General features: G+C 37.3%; 25 protein-coding genes. 20 read left to right on the forward strand and 5 right to left on the reverse strand.

What is annotated here, in order from left to right; genetic code table 11:
• Positions 1–79 precede the first annotated feature (79 nt).
• On the forward strand, positions 80–352 hold the full coding sequence (locus ACY0M5_RS13430; RefSeq protein ID WP_461629487.1) for a hypothetical protein: 273 nt from the start codon (positions 80–82) through the stop codon (positions 350–352).
• Positions 353–701: 349 nt separating this feature from the next.
• On the opposite strand, the gene ACY0M5_RS13435 is transcribed toward ACY0M5_RS13430, so the two are convergent.
• Positions 702–1,331, reverse strand: coding sequence for an NUDIX hydrolase (locus ACY0M5_RS13435; protein ID WP_461629488.1), 630 nt, complete (start codon positions 1,329–1,331; stop codon positions 702–704).
• A 791-nt stretch (positions 1,332–2,122) separates the two neighbouring features.
• On the opposite strand from ACY0M5_RS13435, the gene ACY0M5_RS13440 reads away from it, so the two are divergent.
• From ACY0M5_RS13440 to ACY0M5_RS13490, 11 genes are all read left to right on the forward strand, one after another.
• The gene (locus tag ACY0M5_RS13440; RefSeq protein WP_124993718.1) at positions 2,123–2,719 is read left to right on the forward strand and encodes an AraC family transcriptional regulator; all 597 of its coding nucleotides are present in this window, start codon (positions 2,123–2,125) and stop codon (positions 2,717–2,719) included.
• 186 nt (positions 2,720–2,905) lie between these two features.
• Positions 2,906–3,148 carry a PqqD family protein gene (locus ACY0M5_RS13445; RefSeq protein WP_124993719.1) on the forward strand — a complete coding sequence of 81 codons (243 nt, stop codon included), beginning with the start codon at positions 2,906–2,908 and terminating at the stop codon, positions 3,146–3,148.
• Positions 3,149–3,322: 174 nt separating this feature from the next.
• A complete protein-coding gene (locus tag ACY0M5_RS13450) occupies positions 3,323–4,369 on the forward strand; it encodes an ATP-grasp domain-containing protein (RefSeq protein ID WP_461629489.1) in 1,047 nt (348 codons plus the stop codon).
• A gap of 59 nt (positions 4,370–4,428) precedes the next feature.
• On the forward strand, positions 4,429–5,775 hold the full coding sequence (locus ACY0M5_RS13455) for an alanine racemase (protein ID WP_156197355.1): 1,347 nt from the start codon (positions 4,429–4,431) through the stop codon (positions 5,773–5,775).
• A gap of 2 nt (positions 5,776–5,777) precedes the next feature.
• The gene (locus ACY0M5_RS13460) at positions 5,778–8,000 is read left to right on the forward strand and encodes an urea transporter (protein ID WP_461629490.1); all 2,223 of its coding nucleotides are present in this window, start codon (positions 5,778–5,780) and stop codon (positions 7,998–8,000) included.
• The gene (locus ACY0M5_RS13465; RefSeq protein WP_461629491.1) at positions 7,976–9,355 is read left to right on the forward strand and encodes a tetratricopeptide repeat protein; all 1,380 of its coding nucleotides are present in this window, start codon (positions 7,976–7,978) and stop codon (positions 9,353–9,355) included. Before ACY0M5_RS13460 ends, ACY0M5_RS13465 begins: the two co-directional genes overlap by 25 nt.
• Positions 9,343–9,999, forward strand: coding sequence for a tetratricopeptide repeat protein (locus ACY0M5_RS13470; RefSeq protein WP_197092874.1), 657 nt, complete (start codon positions 9,343–9,345; stop codon positions 9,997–9,999). The genes ACY0M5_RS13465 and ACY0M5_RS13470 overlap by 13 nt, the downstream gene beginning before the upstream one ends.
• A gap of 99 nt (positions 10,000–10,098) precedes the next feature.
• Positions 10,099–10,527 (forward strand): acyl-CoA thioesterase, encoded by a 429-nt coding sequence (locus ACY0M5_RS13475; RefSeq protein ID WP_461629492.1) that lies wholly within the window; start codon positions 10,099–10,101, stop codon positions 10,525–10,527.
• A 40-nt stretch (positions 10,528–10,567) separates the two neighbouring features.
• Positions 10,568–11,116, forward strand: a complete 549-nt coding sequence (locus ACY0M5_RS13480) for a DUF1697 domain-containing protein (RefSeq protein WP_461629493.1) — start codon at positions 10,568–10,570, stop codon at positions 11,114–11,116.
• A gap of 82 nt (positions 11,117–11,198) precedes the next feature.
• Positions 11,199–11,819, forward strand: coding sequence for a hypothetical protein (locus ACY0M5_RS13485; protein ID WP_461629494.1), 621 nt, complete (start codon positions 11,199–11,201; stop codon positions 11,817–11,819).
• 196 nt (positions 11,820–12,015) lie between these two features.
• Entirely contained in the window at positions 12,016–14,526 is a 2,511-nt protein-coding gene (locus tag ACY0M5_RS13490; RefSeq protein WP_461629495.1) for a S9 family peptidase, read from the forward strand.
• 74 nt (positions 14,527–14,600) lie between these two features.
• Here ACY0M5_RS13490 and ACY0M5_RS13495 read toward each other — a convergent pair whose 3' ends face one another.
• Positions 14,601–15,647, reverse strand: a complete 1,047-nt coding sequence (locus ACY0M5_RS13495; RefSeq protein WP_461629496.1) for a 3-deoxy-7-phosphoheptulonate synthase — start codon at positions 15,645–15,647, stop codon at positions 14,601–14,603.
• A gap of 338 nt (positions 15,648–15,985) precedes the next feature.
• Here ACY0M5_RS13495 and ACY0M5_RS13500 point away from each other — a divergent pair, with 338 nt between their 5' ends.
• The 5 genes from ACY0M5_RS13500 to ACY0M5_RS13520 all read left to right on the forward strand — a co-directional run bounded on the left by ACY0M5_RS13500 (position 15,986) and on the right by ACY0M5_RS13520 (position 19,021).
• Entirely contained in the window at positions 15,986–17,443 is a 1,458-nt protein-coding gene (locus ACY0M5_RS13500) for an NAD(P)/FAD-dependent oxidoreductase (protein ID WP_461629497.1), read from the forward strand.
• 32 nt (positions 17,444–17,475) lie between these two features.
• Complete coding sequence (locus tag ACY0M5_RS13505) at positions 17,476–17,634, forward strand: hypothetical protein (protein WP_180327202.1); 159 nt, start codon at positions 17,476–17,478, stop codon at positions 17,632–17,634.
• Positions 17,635–17,804: 170 nt separating this feature from the next.
• A complete protein-coding gene (locus ACY0M5_RS13510) occupies positions 17,805–18,251 on the forward strand; it encodes a NanQ anomerase/TabA/YiaL family protein (RefSeq protein ID WP_461629498.1) in 447 nt (148 codons plus the stop codon).
• Positions 18,252–18,579: 328 nt separating this feature from the next.
• Positions 18,580–18,798: a hypothetical protein gene (locus tag ACY0M5_RS13515; RefSeq protein WP_461629499.1), complete on the forward strand. Its 219-nt coding sequence runs from the start codon at positions 18,580–18,582 to the stop codon at positions 18,796–18,798.
• A gap of 16 nt (positions 18,799–18,814) precedes the next feature.
• On the forward strand, positions 18,815–19,021 hold the full coding sequence (locus ACY0M5_RS13520) for a hypothetical protein (protein ID WP_461629500.1): 207 nt from the start codon (positions 18,815–18,817) through the stop codon (positions 19,019–19,021).
• Positions 19,022–19,028: 7 nt separating this feature from the next.
• On the opposite strand, the gene ACY0M5_RS13525 is transcribed toward ACY0M5_RS13520, so the two are convergent.
• Together ACY0M5_RS13525 and ACY0M5_RS13530 are read right to left on the reverse strand one after the other, a co-directional pair.
• Positions 19,029–20,012, reverse strand: coding sequence for an ISAon1 family transposase (locus tag ACY0M5_RS13525; RefSeq protein WP_461629501.1), 984 nt, complete (start codon positions 20,010–20,012; stop codon positions 19,029–19,031).
• Positions 19,987–20,367, reverse strand: coding sequence for an ISAon1 family transposase N-terminal region protein (locus ACY0M5_RS13530; RefSeq protein ID WP_156197417.1), 381 nt, complete (start codon positions 20,365–20,367; stop codon positions 19,987–19,989). Before ACY0M5_RS13530 ends, ACY0M5_RS13525 begins: the two co-directional genes overlap by 26 nt.
• Positions 20,368–20,453: 86 nt before the next feature.
• On the opposite strand from ACY0M5_RS13530, the gene ACY0M5_RS13535 reads away from it, so the two are divergent.
• Positions 20,454–20,858 carry a hypothetical protein gene (locus ACY0M5_RS13535; RefSeq protein ID WP_461629502.1) on the forward strand — a complete coding sequence of 135 codons (405 nt, stop codon included), beginning with the start codon at positions 20,454–20,456 and terminating at the stop codon, positions 20,856–20,858.
• A 65-nt stretch (positions 20,859–20,923) separates the two neighbouring features.
• Here the strand turns inward: ACY0M5_RS13535 and ACY0M5_RS13540 are convergent, their stop codons facing one another.
• Positions 20,924–21,967 (reverse strand): NAD(P)/FAD-dependent oxidoreductase, encoded by a 1,044-nt coding sequence (locus ACY0M5_RS13540; RefSeq protein ID WP_461629503.1) that lies wholly within the window; start codon positions 21,965–21,967, stop codon positions 20,924–20,926.
• 144 nt (positions 21,968–22,111) lie between these two features.
• Between ACY0M5_RS13540 and trhO the strand changes: the two genes are divergently transcribed.
• A complete protein-coding gene (gene trhO, locus ACY0M5_RS13545; RefSeq protein WP_461629504.1) occupies positions 22,112–23,146 on the forward strand; it encodes an oxygen-dependent tRNA uridine(34) hydroxylase TrhO in 1,035 nt (344 codons plus the stop codon).
• A gap of 687 nt (positions 23,147–23,833) precedes the next feature.
• Complete coding sequence (locus tag ACY0M5_RS13550) at positions 23,834–24,793, forward strand: tRNA dihydrouridine synthase (protein ID WP_461629505.1); 960 nt, start codon at positions 23,834–23,836, stop codon at positions 24,791–24,793.
• Positions 24,794–24,893 lie beyond the last annotated feature (100 nt).

Genomic DNA, 24,893 nt, shown 5'->3' on the forward strand with positions numbered 1-24,893 from the left:
GCTCTTTACTAAAAATACATGCCCTGCAAGGATCATTTCTTTTTCTTTGTGGGGTTTTTATTTCCTCATCATACAGGCGATGAAGCTTTCGCTCGAGGGCGATGCCTGCTTTTTAATGCCAAAATCCCCGTCGCTCCAGGCAGATTGCTCCATTCTTATGCCAATAAAGCTTTCGCTCGAAAGCGAAGCTATTTTTTTTATACCGCAACCCTATCCTCGCGAGAACGATGACGATTTTCTGATGCCGGAACTCTCATCGCATCAGACAGATGGTTCTATTTTTATGGCTAAAGTCCCTTCGCATTACTGCGAGACTACTTTTCTGATAAAAAAAGGGTCTTCGCACAGGTGAAAACCTCCTTTTTGATACCAATAAGACCTCCGCTCCAAAACAATCAGGCTTTTGCCATCAAAAAACAGCCTTCCCTCCTTGCAAATGACACTATTGCAATGCCGAAAAGACCTCCGCTCAAAAGCGAAACAAATACAAGCATCATGAAAAGCCTATAAACATTGACATTTTCCAATTCAGACAAAAATACAGCCCCTTTGCTGATGATGGGTGCCTCTTTCTCCACCACCAATTCTTCTACATCTTATTTTGATGAAACTAAATTGCAACCGCACCTATACGAACACCTCTAAAACAAAGACAATCACAGCCCATGAAATTTATCTTTTGCGCTTCGTTTTATATCTTTTCAATCAAAAATAGGTTGAAGATTACGGTTTTTATATAATTCATACATTTTCAAAATCTGATCTTTTGTTACCCGACGTACTGATAATTCCGGCAAATCATTAATGTCGAAGAAACCTACATCACTTGTCTCTAAACCTATTTTCGCTTCTCCTCCAACAATCTCGCATTCCATAAATATTTGGTATATATCAAAAGGGAATGGTCTATTCTGATGCTTATTATAATCGATTAACCCAAGTATTCTAATCGGTTTAACATCAAAACCAGATTCTTCTTTGACTTCATTAATTGCTATTTCACTTGGTAGCATTCCATTATCTGCATATCCTCCAGGTGGACTCCATTTGTTATCCATTATTTCTTTGACTAATAATATCTTATCATTTTTAAAGATCATTGCCCGTACGCCAACTTTTGGAGTTTGATATCCAACATCCCGGTTAAAAACAAATTCCAGTTTTTCTGAATCAATTTCTGTGATATTATTAAAAATTTGAATACTCAAATCTCGTAATTCTTCGTATCGTTCCTTATCATATTTGTCTTTGGTAAAAGCCAAGCCAGACTGTGCAATAGAATTGATCTTTTTAGCAATTGTCAACCAATGGTCAGGAGTTTTTTTAGCCATTTTTTAAAATTTATATTATATGTATGGTTATTTTCTAAATCCCAACTAAGGTATTCTTTTTATCAGATATTATGAAAGATGAAAGCGAAAAGTAAACTATGAATTGTTTCACCACAAGTTTTGCTGTGGCAGCATGTGTTTTGAGTGAAGCACTTTACCCCAAACCCCTAAAGGGGCTAAAAGAGTAGTCGGTTTGGAAAGTCCCCTTTAGGGGATTTAGGGGTGGTAAGAATAACAGAAGATATATAGATTTCCTATTTGTCATTCCTTCGGAATTTTACTCACTAACACAAATACAGTATTTCAAAAGAACACCACTGAGTACACAAAGTGACACAGAGAAAGAAAAACAAGAAAACTCTGTGAACCTCAGTGCACTCCGTGGTAATATTTTTTTTCCCACCATTCACCAGATGAAAAGTAAACTATGAATTGTTTCACCACAAGTTTTGCTGTGGCAACATGTGTTTTGAGTGGAGCACTTTACCCCAATCCCCTAGCAGTCGGTTTGAAAAGTCCCCTTTAGGGGATTTAGGGATGGTAAGAATATCAGAAGATATGTGGATTTCCTATTTGTCATTCCTTCGGAATTTTACACGCTAACACAAATACAATATTTCAAGAATGCCACTGAGATTGCATCGGCATTGAACCGATGTTTTTTCGTTCGTTTAAAACAGACCAGCCTATCTTTCTGTCTTTTACAAGCTTATTTCTTTCACGAAAAATTAATTTTATTGCTATATTTAGGTTTGTACGGTCAATAGTAAAATGTACTGAAACAATCGCCCATGCATCAAAAAGATGACAGACTGCATACAGAGACCATTTACATTAAGAATATGGTTTGCAATTGTTGTGTTCGGATTTTGAGCATGTCGTTAAAGGAAAATTCAATTCAAGTCGATAAAATTCGATTAGGAATGGCTACAATTACCTACGATACTGATGAACTCGACATGGAAAAGATTAATTCCATCATTCAGGAAAATGGTATGGAATTAGTAGTTGGTCATGAACAAAAAATTGTAGAACGAATTAAAACAGCCGTTATCGAATTGATTCACCAAATGAATAATGCCGACTCTATTGTTCAAAAATCGGAATATTTGGTTGGCAAACTTGGGTTAAGCTACCAGCAGTTATCCAAAATATTTTCGCGCCACGAATCGATTACCTTGGAGCGATTCATTATTCTAAATAAAATAGAACGAATTAAAGAACTAATTGATCAGGAAGAATACACGCTCAGTGAGATTGCTTTCCTGATGGATTACAGCAGTGTTCAATATCTATCCAACCAATTTCATAAAATTACCGGCCTTTCTGTAAGTGAATACAAAAAAAATAAAGAGGATAATAAAAAGCCCTTACACTCCTTGTATTAAACACTCCGGATACTATTCCCTGCTTAGTAAAACCAAATATTATAACTTATTTACAAAATATTGTAATATTTATTCCCTGATACTTCCCTACCTTTTCAATGATATTTAAAGACTTAGCGTGCTTTGTTTTAATAAAGGCCCGAAAAGCACATACATCTTTAAAAAGTATGCATTAATTCCGAAATCATGAAGTTAAAAAGAAACGTAGCCGTCAGTGAAAACGGATTCTTATTCAATCCTGAAACGGGAGACTCCTTTATCGTAAATCCTATTGCAAAAGAAATATTAAACTATTTAAAAGAAGGATACGATATCGAAAAGATTAACCAATTAATACTCGATCGATATGAAGTAGATCTGGTGACTCTTGAAAAAAACATGGAAGATTTCCTAAAAATGCTCCAGCACAACGAATTGCTTGACAGGTAATACCGATTGAATAAATAAGTGGGCTGCATTTATTCACGGATAATTACATAGGGGGTTCATTAGCTTACTTTGTTCGGTACGCCATGCTCAACATAGCTTCCTATTTATTCCATCGGCATTAGACCGGGTTGTTTTCGCTCGCCATAGCTCACTAATTATTCAAAATGGTATAAAATGGAGAAACCAAAATTTAATATCGCAGTCACAGGATTAAACAATACCGATAATCCGGGACCGGGAATACCTGTTATTAGAGGTTTAAAAGAAAGCAAAGACTTTGATGTAAGAATAATAGGTCTGGCTTACGAAAATCTGGAACCAGGCATTTACATGCGCGATTTGGTAGATAAAACCTATCAAATCCCCTATCCTTCGTCAGGAAAAGAGGCTGTACTTGAACGAATTGAGTACATCAATTCCAAAGAAAATCTTGATTTTATCATTCCCAATCTGGATGCTGAATTATACACCTTTATTCAATCGAAGGAAAAACTTGAGAAAATTGGCATTCGAACCTTTCTGCCTACTATGCAGCAGTTCGAGGAACGACACAAGGCGAATCTTAACGAATATGGCGAAAAGTACGGCATTAAAGTTCCGCTAAGTAAATCAATTACCAGCAGAAGAGACATTGATGAACTAAAAGAGGATTTTGAATATCCCTTACTTGTTAAAGGCAAATTTTACGATGCTTATTTGGCATATACTCCTGAACAGGTAAATACTCATTTCAATAAAATATCAGCAAAATGGGGTCTGCCTGTTATCATTCAGGAATTTATCCGGGGCACTGAGGTAAACGTTATCGCTTTAGGCGACGGACATGGAAATACCGTTTGTGCAGTACCCATGCGAAAACAATACATTACTGATAAAGGAAAAGCCTGGGGAGGAATCACCATTAAGGATGAAAAAATGCTTGAATTAACCAGAAATTTAATCAGGCAAACCAAATGGCGCGGAGGAATGGAATTGGAGCTGATAAAAACCAATCAGAATGAATATTTCCTGATCGAAATCAATCCTCGAATTCCGGCATGGGTTTATTTGGCTGTCGCAGCCGGACAAAATCTTCCTGAAGCACTCATAAAACTAGCGTTTGGAATAGATGTTCCAAACTATTCGGAATATGAAGTCGGAAAAATGTTTATCAGATATTCCTTTGATTTAATTGGAGATATCGCACAATTCGGAAGCTTATCGGTTACCGGAGAAATGTAAAAGAAACAATCCGAAACAAACAGCTATCAAAAAATTGAAAAAACTTAACATACTGTCACATGAAGAAATTGGATTACGAAAGGCCTATACTCAATAAAGTAAACGCCGGCATGCCCGATAAATTCGGAATGAAGACTAAAACAGCAACTTTAAGTCATATAGAAGAACATTCAGTACACGACATTTTAAAGGAATTTGGTTCTCCGGTATATGTAATCTCGGAGCCTTGCATCCGGAAAACCTACAGAACCGCTTACAAAGCATTTTCAACGCGATACCCGCGCGTACAATTTGCATGGTCCTACAAAACCAATTACATGAATGCTGTTTGCAAAATATTTCACTCAGAGGGAGCATGGGCCGAAGTTGTTTCCGGTTTTGAATACTCCAAAGCAATCGAAAACGGTATCTCAGGTGATCAGATCATATTTAATGGCCCCGAAAAATCAAAAGAAGATTTAGAAAGAGCTATTACCGATGGAGCCATGATTCATTTGGACAGTTTGGATGAATTTTATTTTCTGGGGGAATTGGCTCAAAAGCTGGATAAAAAGGCAAATGTAGCATTGCGCATCAATTTGGATGCAGGTATTTATCCTCAATGGGATCGTTTTGGATTTAATCTTGAAAACGGAGAAGCATGGCATGCACTAAACCGTATTATGCTGCATGAACACATGGAATTAGTTGGCTTGCATACACACATGGGCACATACATTACAGCTGTTAGTGCTTACGCAGTTGCTGCAAGTAAACTGGCAGATATGGCCGTTCGCTTGTTTCGAAAATTTAACCATAGTATAAAATACCTTGATTTGGGTGGAGGGTTTGCAACAAAGAACACGCTGAAAGGTGCCTATCTTCCGGGAGCAGATACATGTCCTTCCTTCGATGATTATGCTGAAGCTCTAACCTCTGCTCTTCTGGGAAGTGAATTGCCTCCTGACAAACTGCCTCTGTTACTGCTGGAAACAGGTAGGGCTTTGATTGATGAAGCCGGTTATGCATTAGGAAGTGTATTGGCAAACAAGCGTTTGGTTGATGGGCGCAGAGCTACGGTTATTGATATTGGAGTAAATATGCTATTCACCGCCTTTTGGTACGAACATGAGGTTTTGCCTACTAAATTAAATTCGGAGCAAACCGAAAATACAACGATTTATGGGCCTTTGTGTATGAATATTGATATAATTCGTGAGGCCATTCAATTTCCTTTGCTTCAAAAGGGCGATGCCATTGTAATTCCACGAATTGGAGCCTATAACATGACTCAATGGATGCAATTCATAAAGCTTCGTCCACCTGTATTGTTAATTGATGAAGACAGAAAAATACACGTGATCCGAAAAAAAGAAAGCTTTCAGGAATTTAATGCCCATGAAAATGTTCCGAAACATCTTAAATAATAATGAAAGAGCTTAAACAGAACATACTATTTTTAGGTGAAGCGACACTAAACAGCTACGCTCAGGTATTTTTCTCACGAAACAAAGCCTTTGCAGTGCTGCTTTTGGTGGTTAGTTTTTTCGATCCATGGGCCGGAACAGCAGGTCTGATTTCCATTTTAACAGCAAATTTAGTTGCCGGTAAAATGGGTTTCTCTAGCTACTACATTAAAGATGGAAGCTATGGATTTAATAGTCTGCTGGTAGGACTAGGCATCGGCTTATATTTTCAGCCGGGACTCGAAATTACTGTTTTGGTGATTCTGTCATCCATTCTCACCTTATTCATCTGTTTATTTTTGCAGGGTGTGCTCGCCAAATACGCTCTGCCCTTTTTAAGTGTTCCTTTTTTGCTGGGAATCTGGATGATTATGCTGGCAAGCAGTGATTTAACCTCATTGGGAATTAGTGAGCGGGGCATTTATCAGGCCAATGAAATATTCAGCCTTGGCGGTCAAAAACTGGTGAATGTCTATCATTTTATTCAAAATTGGGAAATACATGAATCAGTATCCATATTTCTAAAATCGCTGGGAGCTATTTTCTTTCAAAGCAATTGGCTGGCTGGTTTACTGATCCTGATTGGATTGCTTTTTTATTCCCGAATTGCCTTTACATTCGCCATTTTAGGATTCTATATCGCCTACTTTTTTTATATTCTTATTGATGTAAATATTAGCGGATTGGGCTATACTTTTATCGGCTTTAACTTTATTCTTACTTCAATTGCTCTGGGTGCTTTCTACCTCATCCCATCCCCTTATTCTTATCTCTGGATTATTCTATTACTGCCAATAGTTGTTTTAACAACACTCAGCAGTGTGCATTGGTTTGCTCCTTATCGATTATCGGTTTATGCACTGCCATTTAATGCGGTGACTCTTCTTTTCCTGTACATTCTAAAATTACGTTATCAGCCAAGTGAAAAATTGCAGGAAGTACAAGTGCAGCACAACTCTCCTGAGAAGAATTTGTACTATTTCAAAAGCAATGCCCAACGTTTATCGGCAAATGTATTTACTGATTTTCAACTTCCGTTTATTGGAAAATGGTCGGTAAGCCAAGCCCATGAAGGTGAATACACACATAAGAATGAATGGCGCCATGCCTGGGATTTCGTAATACTTAATGATGAGGATGAGCAATACAAAAACGACGGCGATTTTGTTGAAGATTACTACTGCTACAACAAAACTATACTATGTCCGGCAGATGGTGAGATTGTAAATATTCTGGATGGTATTCCCGATAATAAAATTGGACAGGTGAATTTAAATCAGAATTGGGGAAACTCTTTGGTGATTCGTCACAACCACAGTCTTTTCTCGCAATTGAGTCATTTTAAAGAAAACAGTTTTAAAGTAAAAAAGGGAGATCTTGTTAAAAAAGGAGAAGTTTTAGGATTGTGCGGTAATTCAGGAAGATCACCCTACCCTCATCTTCACTTTCAATTTCAGGCTACACCCTATATTGGATCTGCAACATTGGATGTAACTCTTTCGCATTATATAGAACGGTTGGGCAAAGATGTAATTCTAAAATCGTATACGAAACCGACAACAAATACAAAGCTATTACGGGGAGAAATCCATCCGTTATTGTCGCAGGCATTGGGATTTCAGACCGGACAGAAATTTACGTTAACCGTTGAATCCGGTCTCGATTCAAAACTGATAATTTTGGAAAAAAACTGGGATTTTAAAGTCAAGTCCGATGCTATTGGAAACACTTACATTCAATGTTTGCAAACCAACTCAAAAGCATTTTTCAGTGTAGAGGCAAATGTTTTACAATTCCATAACTATCTGGGCAATAAACGCTCTCTACTCTACTATCTCTATCTGTCTTGTTATAAAGTTTATTTGGGATATTATCAAGATCTGAATGTAACAGCTGAAATTCCTCCGAATCAGGTTTTCAGTGCAAGAAAGCTTTTCCTGCAGGATTTCATCGCTCCCTTTTACATTTATCTGCAGTCCAACTATCAATTAAAATATCAAAACAAAAAGGAAGGAATCAACTCCGAAAAAATTGAACTCTCATCTAAAATAGAGTGTGGATATTCGACCAAAAGAGAACATTTAACAAGTGAAATAAAGATTGAAGATGGTGCTTCTCTTCAGATAAAAATTATTAGAAATGGTAAACTAATCGAAATAAAATGTGGAAACATGCAAGCATATTAATCTTGGCAATTTTTCTTGGTCTATCGGCAAACTCACAGAAAAAGCTTAGTGTTGCACAGGTAGATAAGGAAAGCTTTGCTCTGTTTCAAAAAGGGCAATGGAAACAATTGATTACTGAAGGTGAAAAAGCCAACAAGCAGGGAATTGATTTTTATTATCTGCAGTACCGTATAGCTATCGCTTACTATGAACTAAAAAAATACAGAAAATCAGCGGGTCTTTTTCATCAGTTATACCTGCAAAATGGCGAAGATGCCATTATAAAAGAATATCTGTACTTCTCATATCTTTTAGGAGGACAGGAAAAAGATGCAATCCGATTGCAGAACAAATTAGCCCAGTCTACATCGGAGAAATATAACATCGGTAAAACAAAAATTATTTCGGCTATCTATTCAGAAATTAAACATGAAATATTGGATGATTATGCAATTGTTTCAGATCAATTGCAGGAACAGACTGTTCGCAAAGACTTTCTGCACTATAGTATTGGACTGAATCATCAGTTGGGCGATAGAGTTTCACTATTTCAGGCATTTAGTCATGTAGATGTAAAGAATTCCATTGTAAGCGAAACCTACTTTTTCGATGAAGATCTTACCCAAAATCAGTATTACTTAAAAAGTTCTGTTCAATTGAATTGGGGAAGTCAATTGATACTTGCCGGACATTGGTTAACAACAAAAATAGACGGCAATCCCCTAAGTGTACAAAATGAAGTCGCAGCAATTGAACCTCAGGTAAAAGCTGGAAACGGGAACGGCCCCGGGGGCAGCGGCAATCAATCTGATCCGGTAATTACTGATGAAGGCACGGAACTTTATCCCTACTCTTTCAAACAAAACAGTTTTATTGCCTACCTCGGTCTGCAGCAAAAAATATCGAATTTGCAACTTGAGTTAGGTGTACTGTACTCTTCAATGAATAATGAAACACGCTGGCAAGAAGAAATTGAACTCCGATATTATCCATTGGGAAACACGAATTTATACTTAACCGGTAGTTTTACCAATCAAATGGAAAAAGAACAAACAAGTACCTGGCACAACAGAAAATACTGGAAAACAGGAACAGGCTTTCGAATTGCAAAAAATACCTGGGCAAGTGCAGGATATACTTTTGGCGATTTGTATAAACAGATCGAAAATCAGGGATATTCTGTTTTCAACGGCGTTAATCTTATAAAAAACAGAAAAGAGCTTTCGATTTATCAGTATCTATTCAAAGGGAAACTTAATCTGTTCCTGATCTGGCAAAATCAGAAAGAAAAAAATAATTATACCATAAATGATGAGTTGAATAGTCAGAACATCAATGTCCAATCAATAATCGGAGGAATCAAATGGAACTTCTAGAAAATTCAAAACGCAGTATATTTTCTTTACTATTCGTCATCCTGCTATTTAACAGCGCAACAGGTCAGGATTTTAAGACTACAGGCATGGCATTCGAAGAGAGTTATAAATATGAGAAGGAAGGAGATTTTTCTCATGCCATAGATCAGCTAAAAGCAGTATATGATGAGAATTCGTATGAAATTAATTTGCGTTTAGGCTGGCTCAATTATCAGGCTGGTGTATTTAATGAATCCATTTCTCATTATCAACGGGCAGTAAATTTAAAACCATATGCCGAAGAAGCAAAATTTGGATTGGTATTACCCAAAGCAGCCATTGGAAAATGGGACGAAGTTGTAAATATTTACAAAGAAATTCTTAAAATATCCCCCAACCAAACCGTTGCCAATTACCGCCTAGGTCTTATTTTCTATGGTCGGGAAGACTATGAAAAAGCTCTTCAGCACTTTAAAAAGGTAGTTGACCTGTATCCTTTTGGTTACGATGCACTCATTATGCTTGCATGGACCAATTATAGAATGGGCAAAAGCCGGGAGGCTCTCATCTTATTTCAAAAAAGTCTTTGGTATTTCCCAAGTGATCCTTCTGCTTTAGAAGGTCTTAAACTCTTAGGACAATCACAGGAAAAACTTTCTGAATAAGACGTAAATGTGATTTAAATCCAAATTATTGTATTTCATTATTACTATCAAATATGTATTTTTAGACTCGCGAGCACAAACACCTAACAATCAAAAATAATGTCGGCAAATGTAATGATCGTTGAAATGGAAATAGGCATTAAGGCCTATGATATTGACGCAATGGGAATTGTAAGTAATATTGTATACATCAGATGGTTTGAAGATTTAAGACATTTGTTTCTGGAGAAGCACTTTCCATATAATGAAATGATAGCCACCAATATTTCCCCTATTTTAATTAAAACAGAAGTACATTACAAAGTTCCGTTAACCATTCAGGATCATCCAAGGGGAACGTGCAGAATTAAAAATCTGGGATCCAGCAAATGGGAAATGGATTTTGAGATTTTTTCCGGTGATATAATTTATTGCAAAGGAAAACAAACTGGTTGCTTTTACAATCTTGAAAAACAGAGACCTTCATTGGTTCCGGAACGCCTTTTGGAAGCTTACAAAAAAGCTAAATTACAAATGCATGACGAATAACACAATGATCAAGTTGTCTTCTATAAAAGCCTGAAGCCCTATGAGTAAAAGAGTAAAGTACATTTCTGTTTTAAGAGGAATAAATGTGGGTGGCAAACGTAAAATTCTGATGGCAGATCTTAAAGAATTGTATTCTGAATTGGGGTTTGAAAATTGTATCAGCTACATTCAAAGCGGAAATATAATTTTTGAATATCAAAACGTCTCCAATTCTATACTTGAAGCAAAATTAGAAGATGCCATTTTGGAGAAATACGGTTTCGAAGTGCCTGTAATAGTGAGGAGACAAAACGAATGGGAACAATCAGCTCTGTCAGATCCGTATACTGATTCTTATGAAAATAAGTGTCTTTACCTCACCTTCCTAAGTGAAATTCCAAAAATAGAATTAAGCGAAGCTATCAGTGAATTAAGCTTTGAACCGGATCGTTTTCAAATTATCGATAAAGATGTATTTATCTACTGCCCGGGGCAGTATCACAAAACGAAACTCAGCAATCAGTTTTTCGAATCGAAGCTAAAAGTGAAAGCCACAACACGAAACTGGAATACAGTTCTTAAACTTCTGGAACTAATAAAGCAGAGATAATACAAAAATATCTAAAGAACCAATACGTGTAGTAAAGCAAATAGATGTCTTAAATGTATATTAAAACAGATTAGACAAGATCATGAACAGAAAAGCTTTATCACATTTAGAATCTGTAGTAATTTCAATTATCATCCTTACCATAAGTTCCTGTAGTTTTCCCTCCTATCAGTATGTATTTGAAACTCCGCCAGTATTAAATTTCGAAAATGGAACCTGGCTGGTAAATAGAATACAAGCTGATATTCCGTGGACTGCAAAAAATGCTCTGGATAGAAACATGACGAAAGAACTTCAGAAACTTGGCGGTGATTCGGTACAATTTATTGATGGTGTAAATTTCACCTACCTAACTCCAGATCAATTTAAGTTTGCACCATCCGAAAACACATTTACTCTTCTACAAAGCACCAGTGGTTTTGATTTCCTGATCAATACAAAAGCAATTAAACTAAGAGATGAACTGAATTCCTTCCGTACCAAGGGTACAAATCGATTTCAAAAAAGCAAATCAGAATTAATTATTGTAATCTATGAAATCAAGACAGGACAGAAAATATATTCTCAAAGGGTAATTGCCAGTGAATCGTTAGATGAAAATGATGATCGTTTTACCTTTTCGGACTCCGCTCTTTCTTTAATTTTCAAAGCCCAAAAGAAAGCACTAAAAAATATCAAGAAGCGCGCAGTAAGAAATAGATAAAAGCCCCTGCTATCTCTTTAATTTCAAAGCTCCTTTTAGTGACAAATTTTAATCGTCTTTTAAGCAAAATACAAAGAGCCCGCTGATACATCCCGAAAATCACCCTTCTTATCGAAAAGTGTAAAAAAATAAGTCTTCTTATTGTACCTATTTCTATTTTAGTTGCCTTAAAACAACACAAGCATAACTCAACAACATGAAAAGAAATTTATTGACCCTCCTATTATTATCAATAGGAATAGGATTATTTGCGCAGGAAATTCCTGCCCAAAAAGCAAATTATGAATTGGCAGCAAAATTCTCACCTAACCGACTAAAAAAATTAGTATTCTCGACCAGTGTCAATCCTCATTGGTTAAAGAACGGTGAAAAATTCTGGTACAACTACAAAACCCCGGAAGGAAACTTCTACTATTTGGTTGATCCGGTAAGCAGTACAAAATCAGAGCTGTTTAATACAGTAAAAATGGCCGCTGACATGAGCCGTTTAACGGCAGATCCTTTCGATGCAGAGCATTTGGACATCAGCAAATTGAAATTCATCAACAATGAAAAAACGATTCAGTTTGAAGTGAAAAGTAAGCTGGTGGAAGAGGAAGAAAAAGACGACGAAAACGGCGATAAGCAGGAAGAGGAAAAAGAAGGCGGAAAAAAGCAAAAAGCCAAAAAGAAAATGGTTGCCAAAGTTTGGCATTTCGAATATCAAATTGCTTCTAAACAGCTAAATCTACTGGATGAATTCGAAAAGCCTTTGGAGCAAAAAGATTGGGCTTCGGTATCTCCAAATCAGGAATACGTAATTTTTGCAAAACATCACAATTTGTACTGGATGGATGCAGAAAACTATAAAAAAGCTCAAAAGAATGAAAAAGATTCTACTATTATTGAACATGAGTTAACTACAGATGGTGTAGAATATTACAGCTATGGCAGTGGCACTTATGGTAAAACCAATAAAGAAATAGAAGAAGAAAAAGACAAACGCAAAGCTGCTTATGTAACTTTCTCGGCAGACTCAAAAAAGTTTGCGCTAACCAGAGAAGATGAGCGCGAAGTAAAAGATCTTTGGGTGATCAACTCCGTGGCTTCTCCACGACCTACCTTAGAAAGTTACAAATATCATATGCCGGGGGAAAAAGAAGCTCCTCAATATGAAATTTTAGTTTTCGACTGGGAAAGTAAAAAATCCGTAAAAGTAAAAGCTTCGGCATTTAAAGATCAGACTCTTTCCATTCTAAGAGCTCCAGAGAAAAAAATGGATGCAGATGATGATCTGCAATTTTCAAAATGGTTATCTGCCGGCAGTGATCTATTGTATTTCAAGCGTCAGAGCCGTGATATGAAACGTGTTGATATCTGCACCGCCAACACCTCAACCGGTGAAGTGAAAATCTTGATTGAAGAGCGTTTAAATACCTATGTAGAAACCAGACCATTAGGATTTGTAAATAACGGCGGCGAACTGATTCATTGGTCTGAACGCGACGGATGGGCACATTTTTACCTTTACGACGGGGAAGGAAATCTAAAAAATCAAATTACATCAGGCCCTTGGCATTGCGATAGAATTCAGGGAATTGATGAAAAAAACAGAGTTCTTTACTTTACTGGAAATGCCCGGGAAAATGGCGAAGATCCATATTACACTCACCTTTACAGTGTAAACTTTGATGGTACAGGATTGAGACTTTTGAACAAGGGAAATTTCTCGCACGATGTAAGTCTGAATGATCAAAACCACTACTTTGTAAACAACTCATCAAGAGTAAATACAGCTCCGGTTTCGGCACTGTACAATTCGAAAGGAAGCAAATTAATCGATTTGGAAACCACTGATCTTTCCCGACTATTTGAAACCGGTTATCAGTTCCCCGAGCTGTTTAAAGTAAAAGCAGGTGATGGTGTAACTGATATTTATGGAGTGATGTACAAGCCATTCGATTTTGACCCGAATAAAAAATATCCAATTTTAACCTATGTGTATCCGGGACCGCAAACCGAAGCCGTTTACAAAAGCTTCTCGACCCGCATGGACAGAGCCGATCGTATGGCTCAGTTAGGATTTATTGTAGTAACTCTCGGCAATCGGGGTGGTCACCCTGCCCGTTCGAAATGGTACCACAACTATGGTTATGGCAACCTAAGAGATTATGGTTTGGAAGATAAGAAAGTTGGTTTGGAACAATTGGCCGACAGATTTGACTTTATTGATATTACTAAAGTGGGAATTTTCGGTCACTCCGGAGGTGGATTCATGTCTACAGCGGCCATGTTGGTTTATCCTGATTTCTTTAAAGCAGCAGTTTCTGCTGCCGGAAACCACGACAATAACATCTACAATCGCTGGTGGAGTGAAACTCATCACGGTGTAAAAGAGGAAATATCTGAAAAAGGAGATACTACTTTCACCTATAAAATTGATGATAATCCAAGCTTGGCTAAAAACCTGAAAGGAAAACTGATGATCGTTACCGGTGATATCGATAACAATGTACATCCTGGCAATACAATTCGAATGGCCAATGCTTTGATAAAAGCGAACAAACGATTCGATTTCTTCATTTATCCCGGTCAACGCCACGGATTTGGTGACATGAGCGAATACTCGTTCTGGTTACGCGGGGAATATTTTTGTAAGTATTTACTTGGCGATTTTAGAAACAGTGCCGATTATATCGAAATGCAAAATGATAAACCTAAAAAGTAAGACTCTCTTAGCCTAAAATATTTAAAACCCCGATCTGCAATTACAGATCGGGATTTTTATTTTCTTGAAGTATATTATTTTATCTTCGCACAAAAATCCCGCAAAATTTGCTCTGTAGATTCAAAATCAAGGCATTCATCGGTCACCGAAACACCATACTTAAGTTTTGATTTGTCTTCCAGAATATTTTGCTTGCCAAACATCAGGTTACTCTCTACCATAAATCCCATGATAGATTTATTTCCCCCTGCTATTTGCCCGGCCAGACTGGCTAAAACAATTTCCTGTTTTTGGGCTTTTTTAGAAGAGTTCGCATGACTGCAATCAACCATTATTCTTGGCACAATTTGCAGGTCAGACAGTTTTTTTTCAATCGCAGCAATGTGTTCTGCTCCAAAATTAGGCTTCTTACCTCCTCGAAGTATGATATGTGTGTTTGGATTTCCTAAGGTACGAATCACAGCCACTTTTCCCTCAGGATTTATACTCACAAAATTATGTGGAGAGGCAACAGCCTGCATTGCGTTTATAGCTATATCAATATTCCCATCGGTACCGTTTTTAAAGCCAACAACCGAGGACAAGCCGCTTGACATGTTTCGGTGACTTTGCGATTCGGTAGTTCGGGCACCAATTGCTGTCCACGAAAACAGATCCTGAATATACTGTGGAGTTACAATATCCAAAGCCTCTCCGGCAGCCGGCAGTCCAAGTTCTGCAATATAAGCCAAAAGCCCGCGAGCCTGCTTTAAGCCATCCTGAATTTTGCACGAATTATCCATGTAAGGATCATTTATTAGGCCTTTCCATCCCACTGTAGTTCTGGGTTTTTCAAAATAAACCCGCATCACAACAAACAAATCCTCTTTTAAATCATCAGCCAGTACTTTTAATTTTTGAGCGTACTCTTTTGCCGATTTAATATCATGAATAGAGCAAGGTCCAACAATAGCAAGTATTCTCTTATCACTGCCATTTAGTATATTTTTAATCGTAGTCTGTCCGTTATTAACGGTTTCGATGTGTTTTTCGCTAAGCGGATATAATTCTTTAAGTTCTATTGGAGTAATAATAGACTGCTCTGCACCTACATTTAAATTCTCTATTCTGGGGTCCATCATGTTCTTTGCTCTTTTAACAGTAATCGTAAAATTATCTTACAGCTTGTGAAAATAAGCTTTATTTCTTTGAATTGGAATTTTCCCTATAGCAATACATATAAGCGGCAAGCATTTTATTAATCTTCCGTTTGTTATTTTCTTCAGCCAATCATAAGTTTATAAAGATTCTAAACAAATAAAATTTTCCTTCAAAAGCCCAATATTTTCAAGCTCAAAGCTCTAATTCGTAATCTGCAAAAAATCAAAATCAGCAATAAAACACGAATATCTCAAACCATACATCTAGATATCTGAATATTATTCTTTAAATTAGATAATTAACAAAAGAAAAATAAATTATGGCCAAAATCGTTGTTTTAGGAGCAGGAATTTCAGGACATACTGCTGCTGCATTTATCAAGAAAAAATTAGGAAAACAGCATGATGTTGTTGTTGTTTCTCCAAACAGTTACTACCAGTGGATTCCTTCCAACATTTGGGTTGGAGTAGGCCGCATGAATGTTGATCAGGTTCGGTTCAAGCTAAAAAAAGTATACGATAAATGGAAAATCGACTTTAAGCAAGCCAAAGCTGTATCAATCCATCCGGAAGGCAATCAGGAAATTACCAAAGGGTTCGTAAGTATTGAATACACCGATCCTGAAAGAAAAGGTGAAACAGAGCAAATTGATTACGACTATCTGGTAAATGCAACCGGACCAAAACTTAATTTTGAAGGCACTCCGGGATTAGGTCCCGGTAAAAATACAGAGTCGGTTTGCTCCTGCGATCATGCCATTCACGCATGGGAAAAACTACAGGCTTGCTTCAAAAAAATGGAGGCCGGCGAAAAACAAACCTTTCTTATTGGAACAGGCCATTCGATGGCAACCTGTCAAGGAGCAGCTTTCGAGTACATTTTAAATGTTTCCTACGAAATAAGAAAACGGAAACTGGAACATTTGGCTGAGTTGATTTGGATCACCAACGAATACGAATTGGGCGATTTTGGAATGGGTGGCGCCTTTATTAAACGTGGCGGTTATATCACTTCAACCAAAGTATTTGCTGAATCCTTCTTAATTGAAAACGGAATTAAATGGATTAAACGTGCAGGCGTATTTGAAATTGAACCCGGAAAAGCAAATTACGAAACTCTCGATGGTGAAAAGAATTCCGTTGCATTCGATTTCTCGATGCTGATTCCCGGCTTTTCGGGGGTTGGCTTAAAAGCCTTTGGGAAAAATAACGAGGACATCACCTCTACTGTTTTTGCCCCCAACGGATTCACTAAGGTGGATGCGGATTACACAACAAAAGATTTTGAGGAATGGAAAGCTGCCGATTGGCCTGAAACATACCGAAATCCTACTTATCCAAACATATTTGCCCCGGGAATTGCTTTTGCTCCTCCACATTCCATTTCGAAACCAATGAAGAGCAAAAACGGAACGGCAATTTTCCCTGCTCCACCGCGCACCGGAATGCCGTCGGGCGTATCAGGTAAAGTGGTTGCCTTAAACATTGTGAATTTGGTAAAAAAAGGCGAACACAAATTAAAACACAGAGCTTCGATGGCTAAAATGGGAGCTGCTTGTATTGTATCGGCAGGATTTGGCATGACCAAAGGTTCGGCTGCTACCATGACCGTTTATCCAATTGTGCAGGATTGGGACAAATATCCTGAATGGGGACGAAGCATTAAATATACCATGGGAGAACCCGGCTTAGCAGGTCATTGGCTTAAGTGGACCATGCATTATATGTTTCTGCACAAAGCAAAAGGATACCCATTTTGGTGGTTGTTACCTGAGTAAAATAAAGTCGGATTTGTTAAAACAGATATATCATGAATACTACAAAAAGAAGGGGTTATTACGAAGAAGCCTATCCCCCAATGCCAACCAAAACCACTAAATTTTGGCGCAAAGAAATCTTCTATCAAACCTATCGGTTCCTTGTTCTTAATATGAAGATCATTAGAATTGTTGTAATGGGGCATTCATAATAAGAAAAAATAAAACGGAAAACTTACAGCTTGTAAATTTTCCGTTTTTATATTCCTCATAATTCTGCATTCTCTCACAATTCGATCTCTAAAAAATTTAAGTACAATAAATCACCCGGCCGAAACCCAAATTTTCAAGATTATTTCGAACTTTGAAAAAAATTGAAAAAATGATAATCGATAAAATTGAAAACTCACAGCTTTACGCTGGAGTAAGTGAGCGAATTGCCAAAGCATTTGCATACATCAACAGCACAGACCTGCTAAATACCGAGGTGGGGAAATATGAAATTGACGGAGAAAATGTTTTTGCTCTTGTTCAGGAATACAACACAAAAAATCTGGAAGATTGCAAACTGGAAAGTCATTTCGAACACATCGACATTCAGTATCTAATTTCGGGAACAGAAAATATGGGTATTAGTATTTTAAGTAAGCAAATTCCTCATACTGTAAACAATGAGAAAGATGTTGCATTCTATAAAAATGATTCAACTCTTTTCGAACTAACAGAAGGAATGTTTGCTATCTTTTTTCCAGATGATCTTCATTGCCCTTGTATTAAAAATGGTGAAAATTCGAAAGTAAAAAAACTGGTTGTAAAAATCCGCATCTAAATTTCTTACTCCAGATACAAACAGCAAAGCTGAGATATTTTCTCAGCTTGTTTCCACTTCTTTATCTACGCTTTTCAAGCTGCATCTATTTTGCTCCTTACATCCCTGCGATCAGTGCCTTTCTCTATCGAACAGTCTGCAAATACCCAAGTTGCAAATCATTTTTATTGTGTCAGACACAAATAATATTCTTAAATTTAGTTTGGCAACTAAAATAACTGAACTAATATAAGTTTTAGAACACTAACTAAAAAAGGAATTTGTGCTCATTGTGCTCTATTCCTTTCTGCCTCGAGATAGTTATTATTTAATTAAACCCCTAAGTATTATGAAAAAATTAAGTTTACTTGTTGTACTCTTCTCTTTCCTATTTGTGGCCTGTGCCGATAAAAAGCCCAAAACCGAAAAAGTTGAAACAACAACCGAAATGGAAATTCAGGAAGTTGATACAATGCTTATTGATTCTCTTGCGACTGAATTGGAACAAACAAAAGATGATATTGAAGAAGCCGCTAAAGAGATGGATCAATTATTAGAAGAATTATAACCGTAAAAAAACAGCTATGAAAAAATTTATTATAAGCTTACTTTCCATTTGTCTTGTGATGTGGACCAGTCAGGCACTATTGGCTCAAAAAGGAAAAGAAAAAAAAGGAAAAGAAAGAATCGAAAAAGTCCATAAATCTCAAAAAGATTCCATCCAAAAAGGAATGAAAGACAAAAAGACTAAATTGAAAGAAAAGGATCAATTCAAATATAAGGTGGAGTAAGTTTTTTTTATGCATATATTTTAGCTACCCTAAAAAGGAAGAAGTTAATATCTCTCACCCCTCTAAGTGATGCCCTGAATGCTTTCAGTTTTGCATTGAAAGATTCCGCCGAAGCATTCGTACTGCGATTATCAAAGTAGTTTAAAATACCTTGATAATGATCTTGGATAGTGTTTTTAATACTTCTGAATGATTTAAATCCAGTCTCTTCAACCTTTCTAAACCAATGAGCTAATTTTGTATAAGCAATACCCTTTTCTTTGGTTTGTGTAAATATCAATCTCAGGTTATGAGTTAACATGTATGCTTCTTTCATATCAGGATATTGGGCAAATAAAATTTTTGCACGTTTTTTCTGACTTCTTGTCCAATTGTTTGCAGATTTAAAAAGTAAATACCTGCTTCTTGCCAAAAGTTGCTTTTTAGAATCCCCATTATCAAATACGGCCGGCTGATATTTCTCTTCCCTGTAATTAGCTTCTCTGATCGCTTTAGATTCTTCATTTAGAGCATCCCAATGATGAGCTATCCGCATTTGCTGTAAACCGTCATAAGCCAATTTCTGAACATGAAAACGATCAATTACCCTGCTTGCTTTGGGAAAACTGCTTTGTACGATTTTATTCATGCTTCCCGCCATATCCAGAGTTACTTCTTCGACTAAACCTCTAATACTCTTAGGAGTCTTCTTTAAGATGGAGATGATATTTTCAGATTGAGTCCCTTGAATCATGGCAACCAATGCTCCTTTTCGGCCTTTTGCTGCTTTATTGGTAATTATTGTATAAAGCTCTCCATTGGTTAAGGCTGTTTCATCAATACTTAGCTTAGTACCAATATTTTCAGGAAAAACCATCCACTTGTGAGCATGAGATTTCTGATCCCATTGATTAAAATCACTTAAGTGTTCTTTGTATTGCTGAGAAAATTGATTCCCATTGATATGATAATGTTTTTCAAGGCTTTTACTGCTGATCGGGTATTTGTCCAAATAATTCTTTTAAAAAAGAAGCGAACCCTTTTGTATATCGAGCTCCCTTTGCTATCAAATCCCAATCTCTGCTTACAATCTGACCCGTAGAACAAACGAGCCACTTCCTTTTGCGAACATGCAGGTAAACCATGCGTTCCCGAATAGGGTAATCTTGAATCACCACTGCTGACTGAAAACCTTTTGAAGTCAGCTTTTCTGATGAAAATTCTTCTGGGAATTGATGTAATTCATCCAGATGAACATCCAATCGATTTTCATCAATAATAACTTGAGTGATCTCAAAATAGGAAAATATCTCTTCTGGTAAAATTGCTTGAAGTAAGAGGGTGTAGTGATCTTTTGTTGAATCCATCGTCTAAATTTTAGACAACAAAATTAAATTATTCCTTTTGATCCACCTACTTTTTGAATTGATCCAAAGAAAAGGGTGAATCACATATGGACAGCATAAAAGTTCACAAGGAAAAACACAAGGATGCCAAGGAATCAATGGAAGAAAAAAAAGATTCCATGAAATCTGAAATGAAAGACAAAGGGCATGCTTATGGCAAAAATAAAGAACTGGAAGGAAAGGAATTTGGTCAAAAAAGAGCCGAACAAGCAAAAATGCAACGCGAAAAATACCGCAAAGAATTAAACGAAACGGTAAACCAATCGGATGAGAAAATAAAAATGGCTAAAGAAAAAATCAAGAAGGCAAAGGCAAAGCTGGAGAAAGAAAAAAGCGAAGGCAAAACTTCTGACGAAATGTATCAGGAAAAATCAGAAAAAATTAAGAAAGCTGAAAACAGTATAAAAGCTTTGGAAGAAAAAGTTAAAAAAGCGAAAATGAAAGAAGAATAAAGAGAGTCTAAATTGATATAACCTCTGCTAAAAATACAAAAGTACTTAGCAGAGGTTCTTTATGTCTATAAAAATCTTCGAATATCAACCTCTTTGGCAAGAGGATAATCGTTCACCGAAAGAAAACGAACCATTTCGCGGGCAAAATAAGGTGCCAGCATCACTCCTTTTGTACCCAATCCATTAAAAATAGCCACATGTTTGTGAAAAGGATGTGTTCCTAAAACCGGACGGCGATCGATTACTGTCGGACGTATCCCAGCCCAATGATTTACGACAGTGTAGGGCAATGAAATTAAATTATCCAAACGGCCCAGCAAGTCTTTTCTGGCTTCGAGTGTAAGCTCCTCGTTCCGGTTTTTCCAATCATAGGTTGCTCCTATTTTAAACCGATTTTTCCCAAGTGGCATAACAAATAGGTTTTTATTAAAAATATAATCTTCGGATAAACCTTCACACTCAATTTCCAGCAATTCTCCTTTTGTCGGATTAAAACCAACCCCCTTAAAATAAGGATTTTCAGCAGCATGATGTCCTTCACAAAAAACAATTGTCTCGGCAGAAATTCCATGCCAGGTAATCCCCCCATCAATAAACCCGATATCTTTGTACTTAAAATTTGCCTCTACTAATAGTCCTTTCGATTTAAAAAACTTACGCAGTTTTTTCAGCAATTTGTCCAAAAGAAGATAACCTGAGTTGGTTACCTGCCCATAAAAATCAAAATCCTTAAAGCCTTTCCCAATCGAATTGCTTTCCATCCCCACAATATAATCTGAGAAGCTGGCATCTTCCATCCGCTCGTCCCACATTTTCTTTTCATTATCCGCTAAAGGCTTTATAATATCCATCGGGAACAAGAACCGGCACCCAAGGTCATTCTCCAAATCCTGATATATTTTTGTCATAACAGGCAAAACATCATCCACCATCCAGCTCTTGGTAAGCCGCTTAAAAACAATTGGATTATACATTCCTGCAGCAACATTGGAAGCCGCTCTTTCATCGGGACTCGCAACAATCGTAAAGTTAAGTCCAGCCCTGTACATATCATATGCAAGTAAAGATCCTGCTATTCCCTGTCCTACAATCAGAAATTTCTTTTCCATAAATTCTTGTTAAAATGATTCTGCAAACATAGTAATTTAAGACCAACATGTCCTATTTATACTCTGCAGTCTTTTTCATGCTTGTTTGAATGTAAAAAACCATTACTTTTGCAATGTTTATTAATTCTAAATTAGAATAACAAAATGCTGCTTCACAATAAACTTAGCAAAGAAGAACTAAAGAAACAACTTGAGAACGAAAACTTTAGCCGAAAAACGTTTTCATTTTACCGATATGTGATTATTGAAAATCCACAAGAGTTTCGTGATAAACTGTATAAGAAATGGTTTGAATTAAAGGGCAAGGGTAGAATATACATTGCCCGCGAAGGGATTAATGCTCAAATGAGCATGCCCGAACACCATTTGGAAGAGTTCTTTTCTCACTTAAACAGCTTGCCCGAATTGCAGGATATGCCCATAAAATGGGCTGTTGAAGATGATGGTAAATCGTTTTACAAACTAATTGTAAAACTGCGTCCTAAAATTGTTGCCGACGGATTAAACGACAACGCATTTGATGTTACCAATGTGGGAAATCACCTCTCTCCGCTTGAGTTTCACGAGCAGGTAAGTCATCCCGGTACTATCGTGGTAGATATGCGCAACCATTACGAAAGTGAAGTTGGGCATTTCGAAAATGCGATTTGCCCCGATGCCGATACTTTTCGCGAAGAAATAGACATTGTGGTTGATGATTTAAAGGACAAGAAGGATCAGAAAGTTTTGCTTTACTGCACCGGAGGAATTCGCTGCGAAAAAGCCAGTGCCTACTTAAAACATCACGGTTTCGAAGATGTAAACCAATTGCATGGCGGTATAATAGCCTATGCGCAGGAAATAAAACAGCTCGGACTGGAATCTAAATTCAGAGGAAAGAATTTTGTGTTTGATGAGCGATTGGGCGAAAGCATCAACAAAGAAGTAATTGCCAAGTGTCACCAATGCGGAAAAGCCTGCGACACACACACCAATTGTGCCAACAACGATTGCCATTTGCTCTTTATTCAGTGCGACGAATGCCGCGATCATTATAACGGGTGCTGCACCGATGAGTGTGCTGAAATTATTCAATTGCCCTTGGAAGAACGCATCCTTTTGCGGTCGAAATTCCACGATAAATACAGCAAAAGTCAGATTTACAGACAGAGGATCAGACCGAAGCTAAATCAATTATAAATTAGGAATGATAAGTTATGAATTACCCCTAAAGGGATACAATTTTCAAGCTTCAGGAAAAATAAGGTACAAGGAAGAAGTAGAAAGGAACAAGAAAAAAGTAAGGAACACAAACCATCATCTGCACCGTGCTTTAGACCGGTGAGCAAAGGATAAAACACAATGCTTTTTCTCTGTGTAGCTTTGTGACCCCTGTGGTTAAACAATTTTCACAACAGAGAACTGAGGTTCACTGAGTTTTTTAACGCGATACAATCGCGCACCAGCACAAGGAAGCTAAATAAATTAGGAATGATAAGTTATGAATTACCCCTAAAGGGATACAATTTTCAAGCTCCAGGAAAAATAAGGTACAAGGAAGAAGTAGAAAGGAACAAGAAAAAAGTAAGGAACACAAACCATCATTTGCACCGTGCTTTAGACCGGTGAGCAAAGGATAAAACACAATGCTTTTTCTCTGTGTAGCTTTGTGGCCTCTGTGGTTAAACAATTTTCACAACAGAGAACTGAGGTTCAATGAGTTTTTTAACGCGATACAATCGCGCACCAGCACAAGAAAAATTAATAATGAGAAATCTATAAATAACAATAAATCTTTTTCATTAATAATTGATAATTCTTAATTTATAATTAAACATGAGCAATTTTTGGCACAACATACCAACTCCCAGCTTCTCACTCGCTCCTATGGAGGACGTAACCGACACCTCGTTTCGCGAGATCGTTTTACAAACCATGCAGGAAGGGAAACTGAACATTCTATTCTCAGAATTTACTTCGGTTGACGGCATGTGCCATCCCGTAGGACACGAGAAAGTAAAGCACCGCCTGCGGATTAACGATTCGGAGAAAGCATTGCTGAAGCAGAAAAACGTGAAGATAATTGCACAGATTTGGGGAAAAGATCCGGAGAAATACTACAAAACTGCTCAATACATTGCCCGCGAAACCGACTTTGACGGCATAGACATCAACATGGGCTGTCCGGTTAAAAATGTAGTGAAAAACGGTTGCTGTTCGGCACTTATTGCACAGCCCGATTTAGCCAAGGAAATTATATTGGCCACCAAAGAAGCCACCAATCTGCCTTTGAGCGTAAAAACCCGCATTGGCTTTAAGCAGGTGGTTACCGAATCGTGGATTTCCCACTTGCTGGGCACACCTATTGATGCGCTGGCAATTCACGGCCGCATACAAAAACAACTGTCAAACGGAATGGCCGACTGGAACGAAATCGCGAAAGCGGTGCAATTAAGAAACGAACTCGCTCCACAGATAAAAATTATTGGCAATGGCGATGTAGACAGTTACGAAGAAGGACTCCAGAAAACAAAGCAATATGGTGTTGATGGCGTGATGGTAGGTCGTGGCATTTTTAAAAATCCCTGGTTCTTTTATCCCGGTAAGGGAGAAGTGAGCATGAACGAAAAGCTGGCACTTTTAAAAGAACACACCCGTGTATTCGATACAACCTGGGGAAATGAGAAGAATTTTGCCATTCTGCGGCGCTTTTTCAAAATTTACACCAGCGGATTTACCGGTGCCTCGGCCCTGCGCAATGTATTAATGAATACACACAATGCAGAAGAAGTTTACAATGCACTTGAACAGTTTACAATGAACAGTAATCAAGGAACAATTTATTAAAAAGTTTAACCACTAAGTACTCAAAAGGATAACCCGAAGTAACACAAAAAAAATTATTTCCATCAATCCTTTTTCGCTCTGTGACCTCTGTGGTTATATA

Source organism: Labilibaculum euxinicum (assembly GCF_963678175.1).
Classification (GTDB): domain Bacteria; phylum Bacteroidota; class Bacteroidia; order Bacteroidales; family Marinifilaceae; genus Labilibaculum; species Labilibaculum euxinus.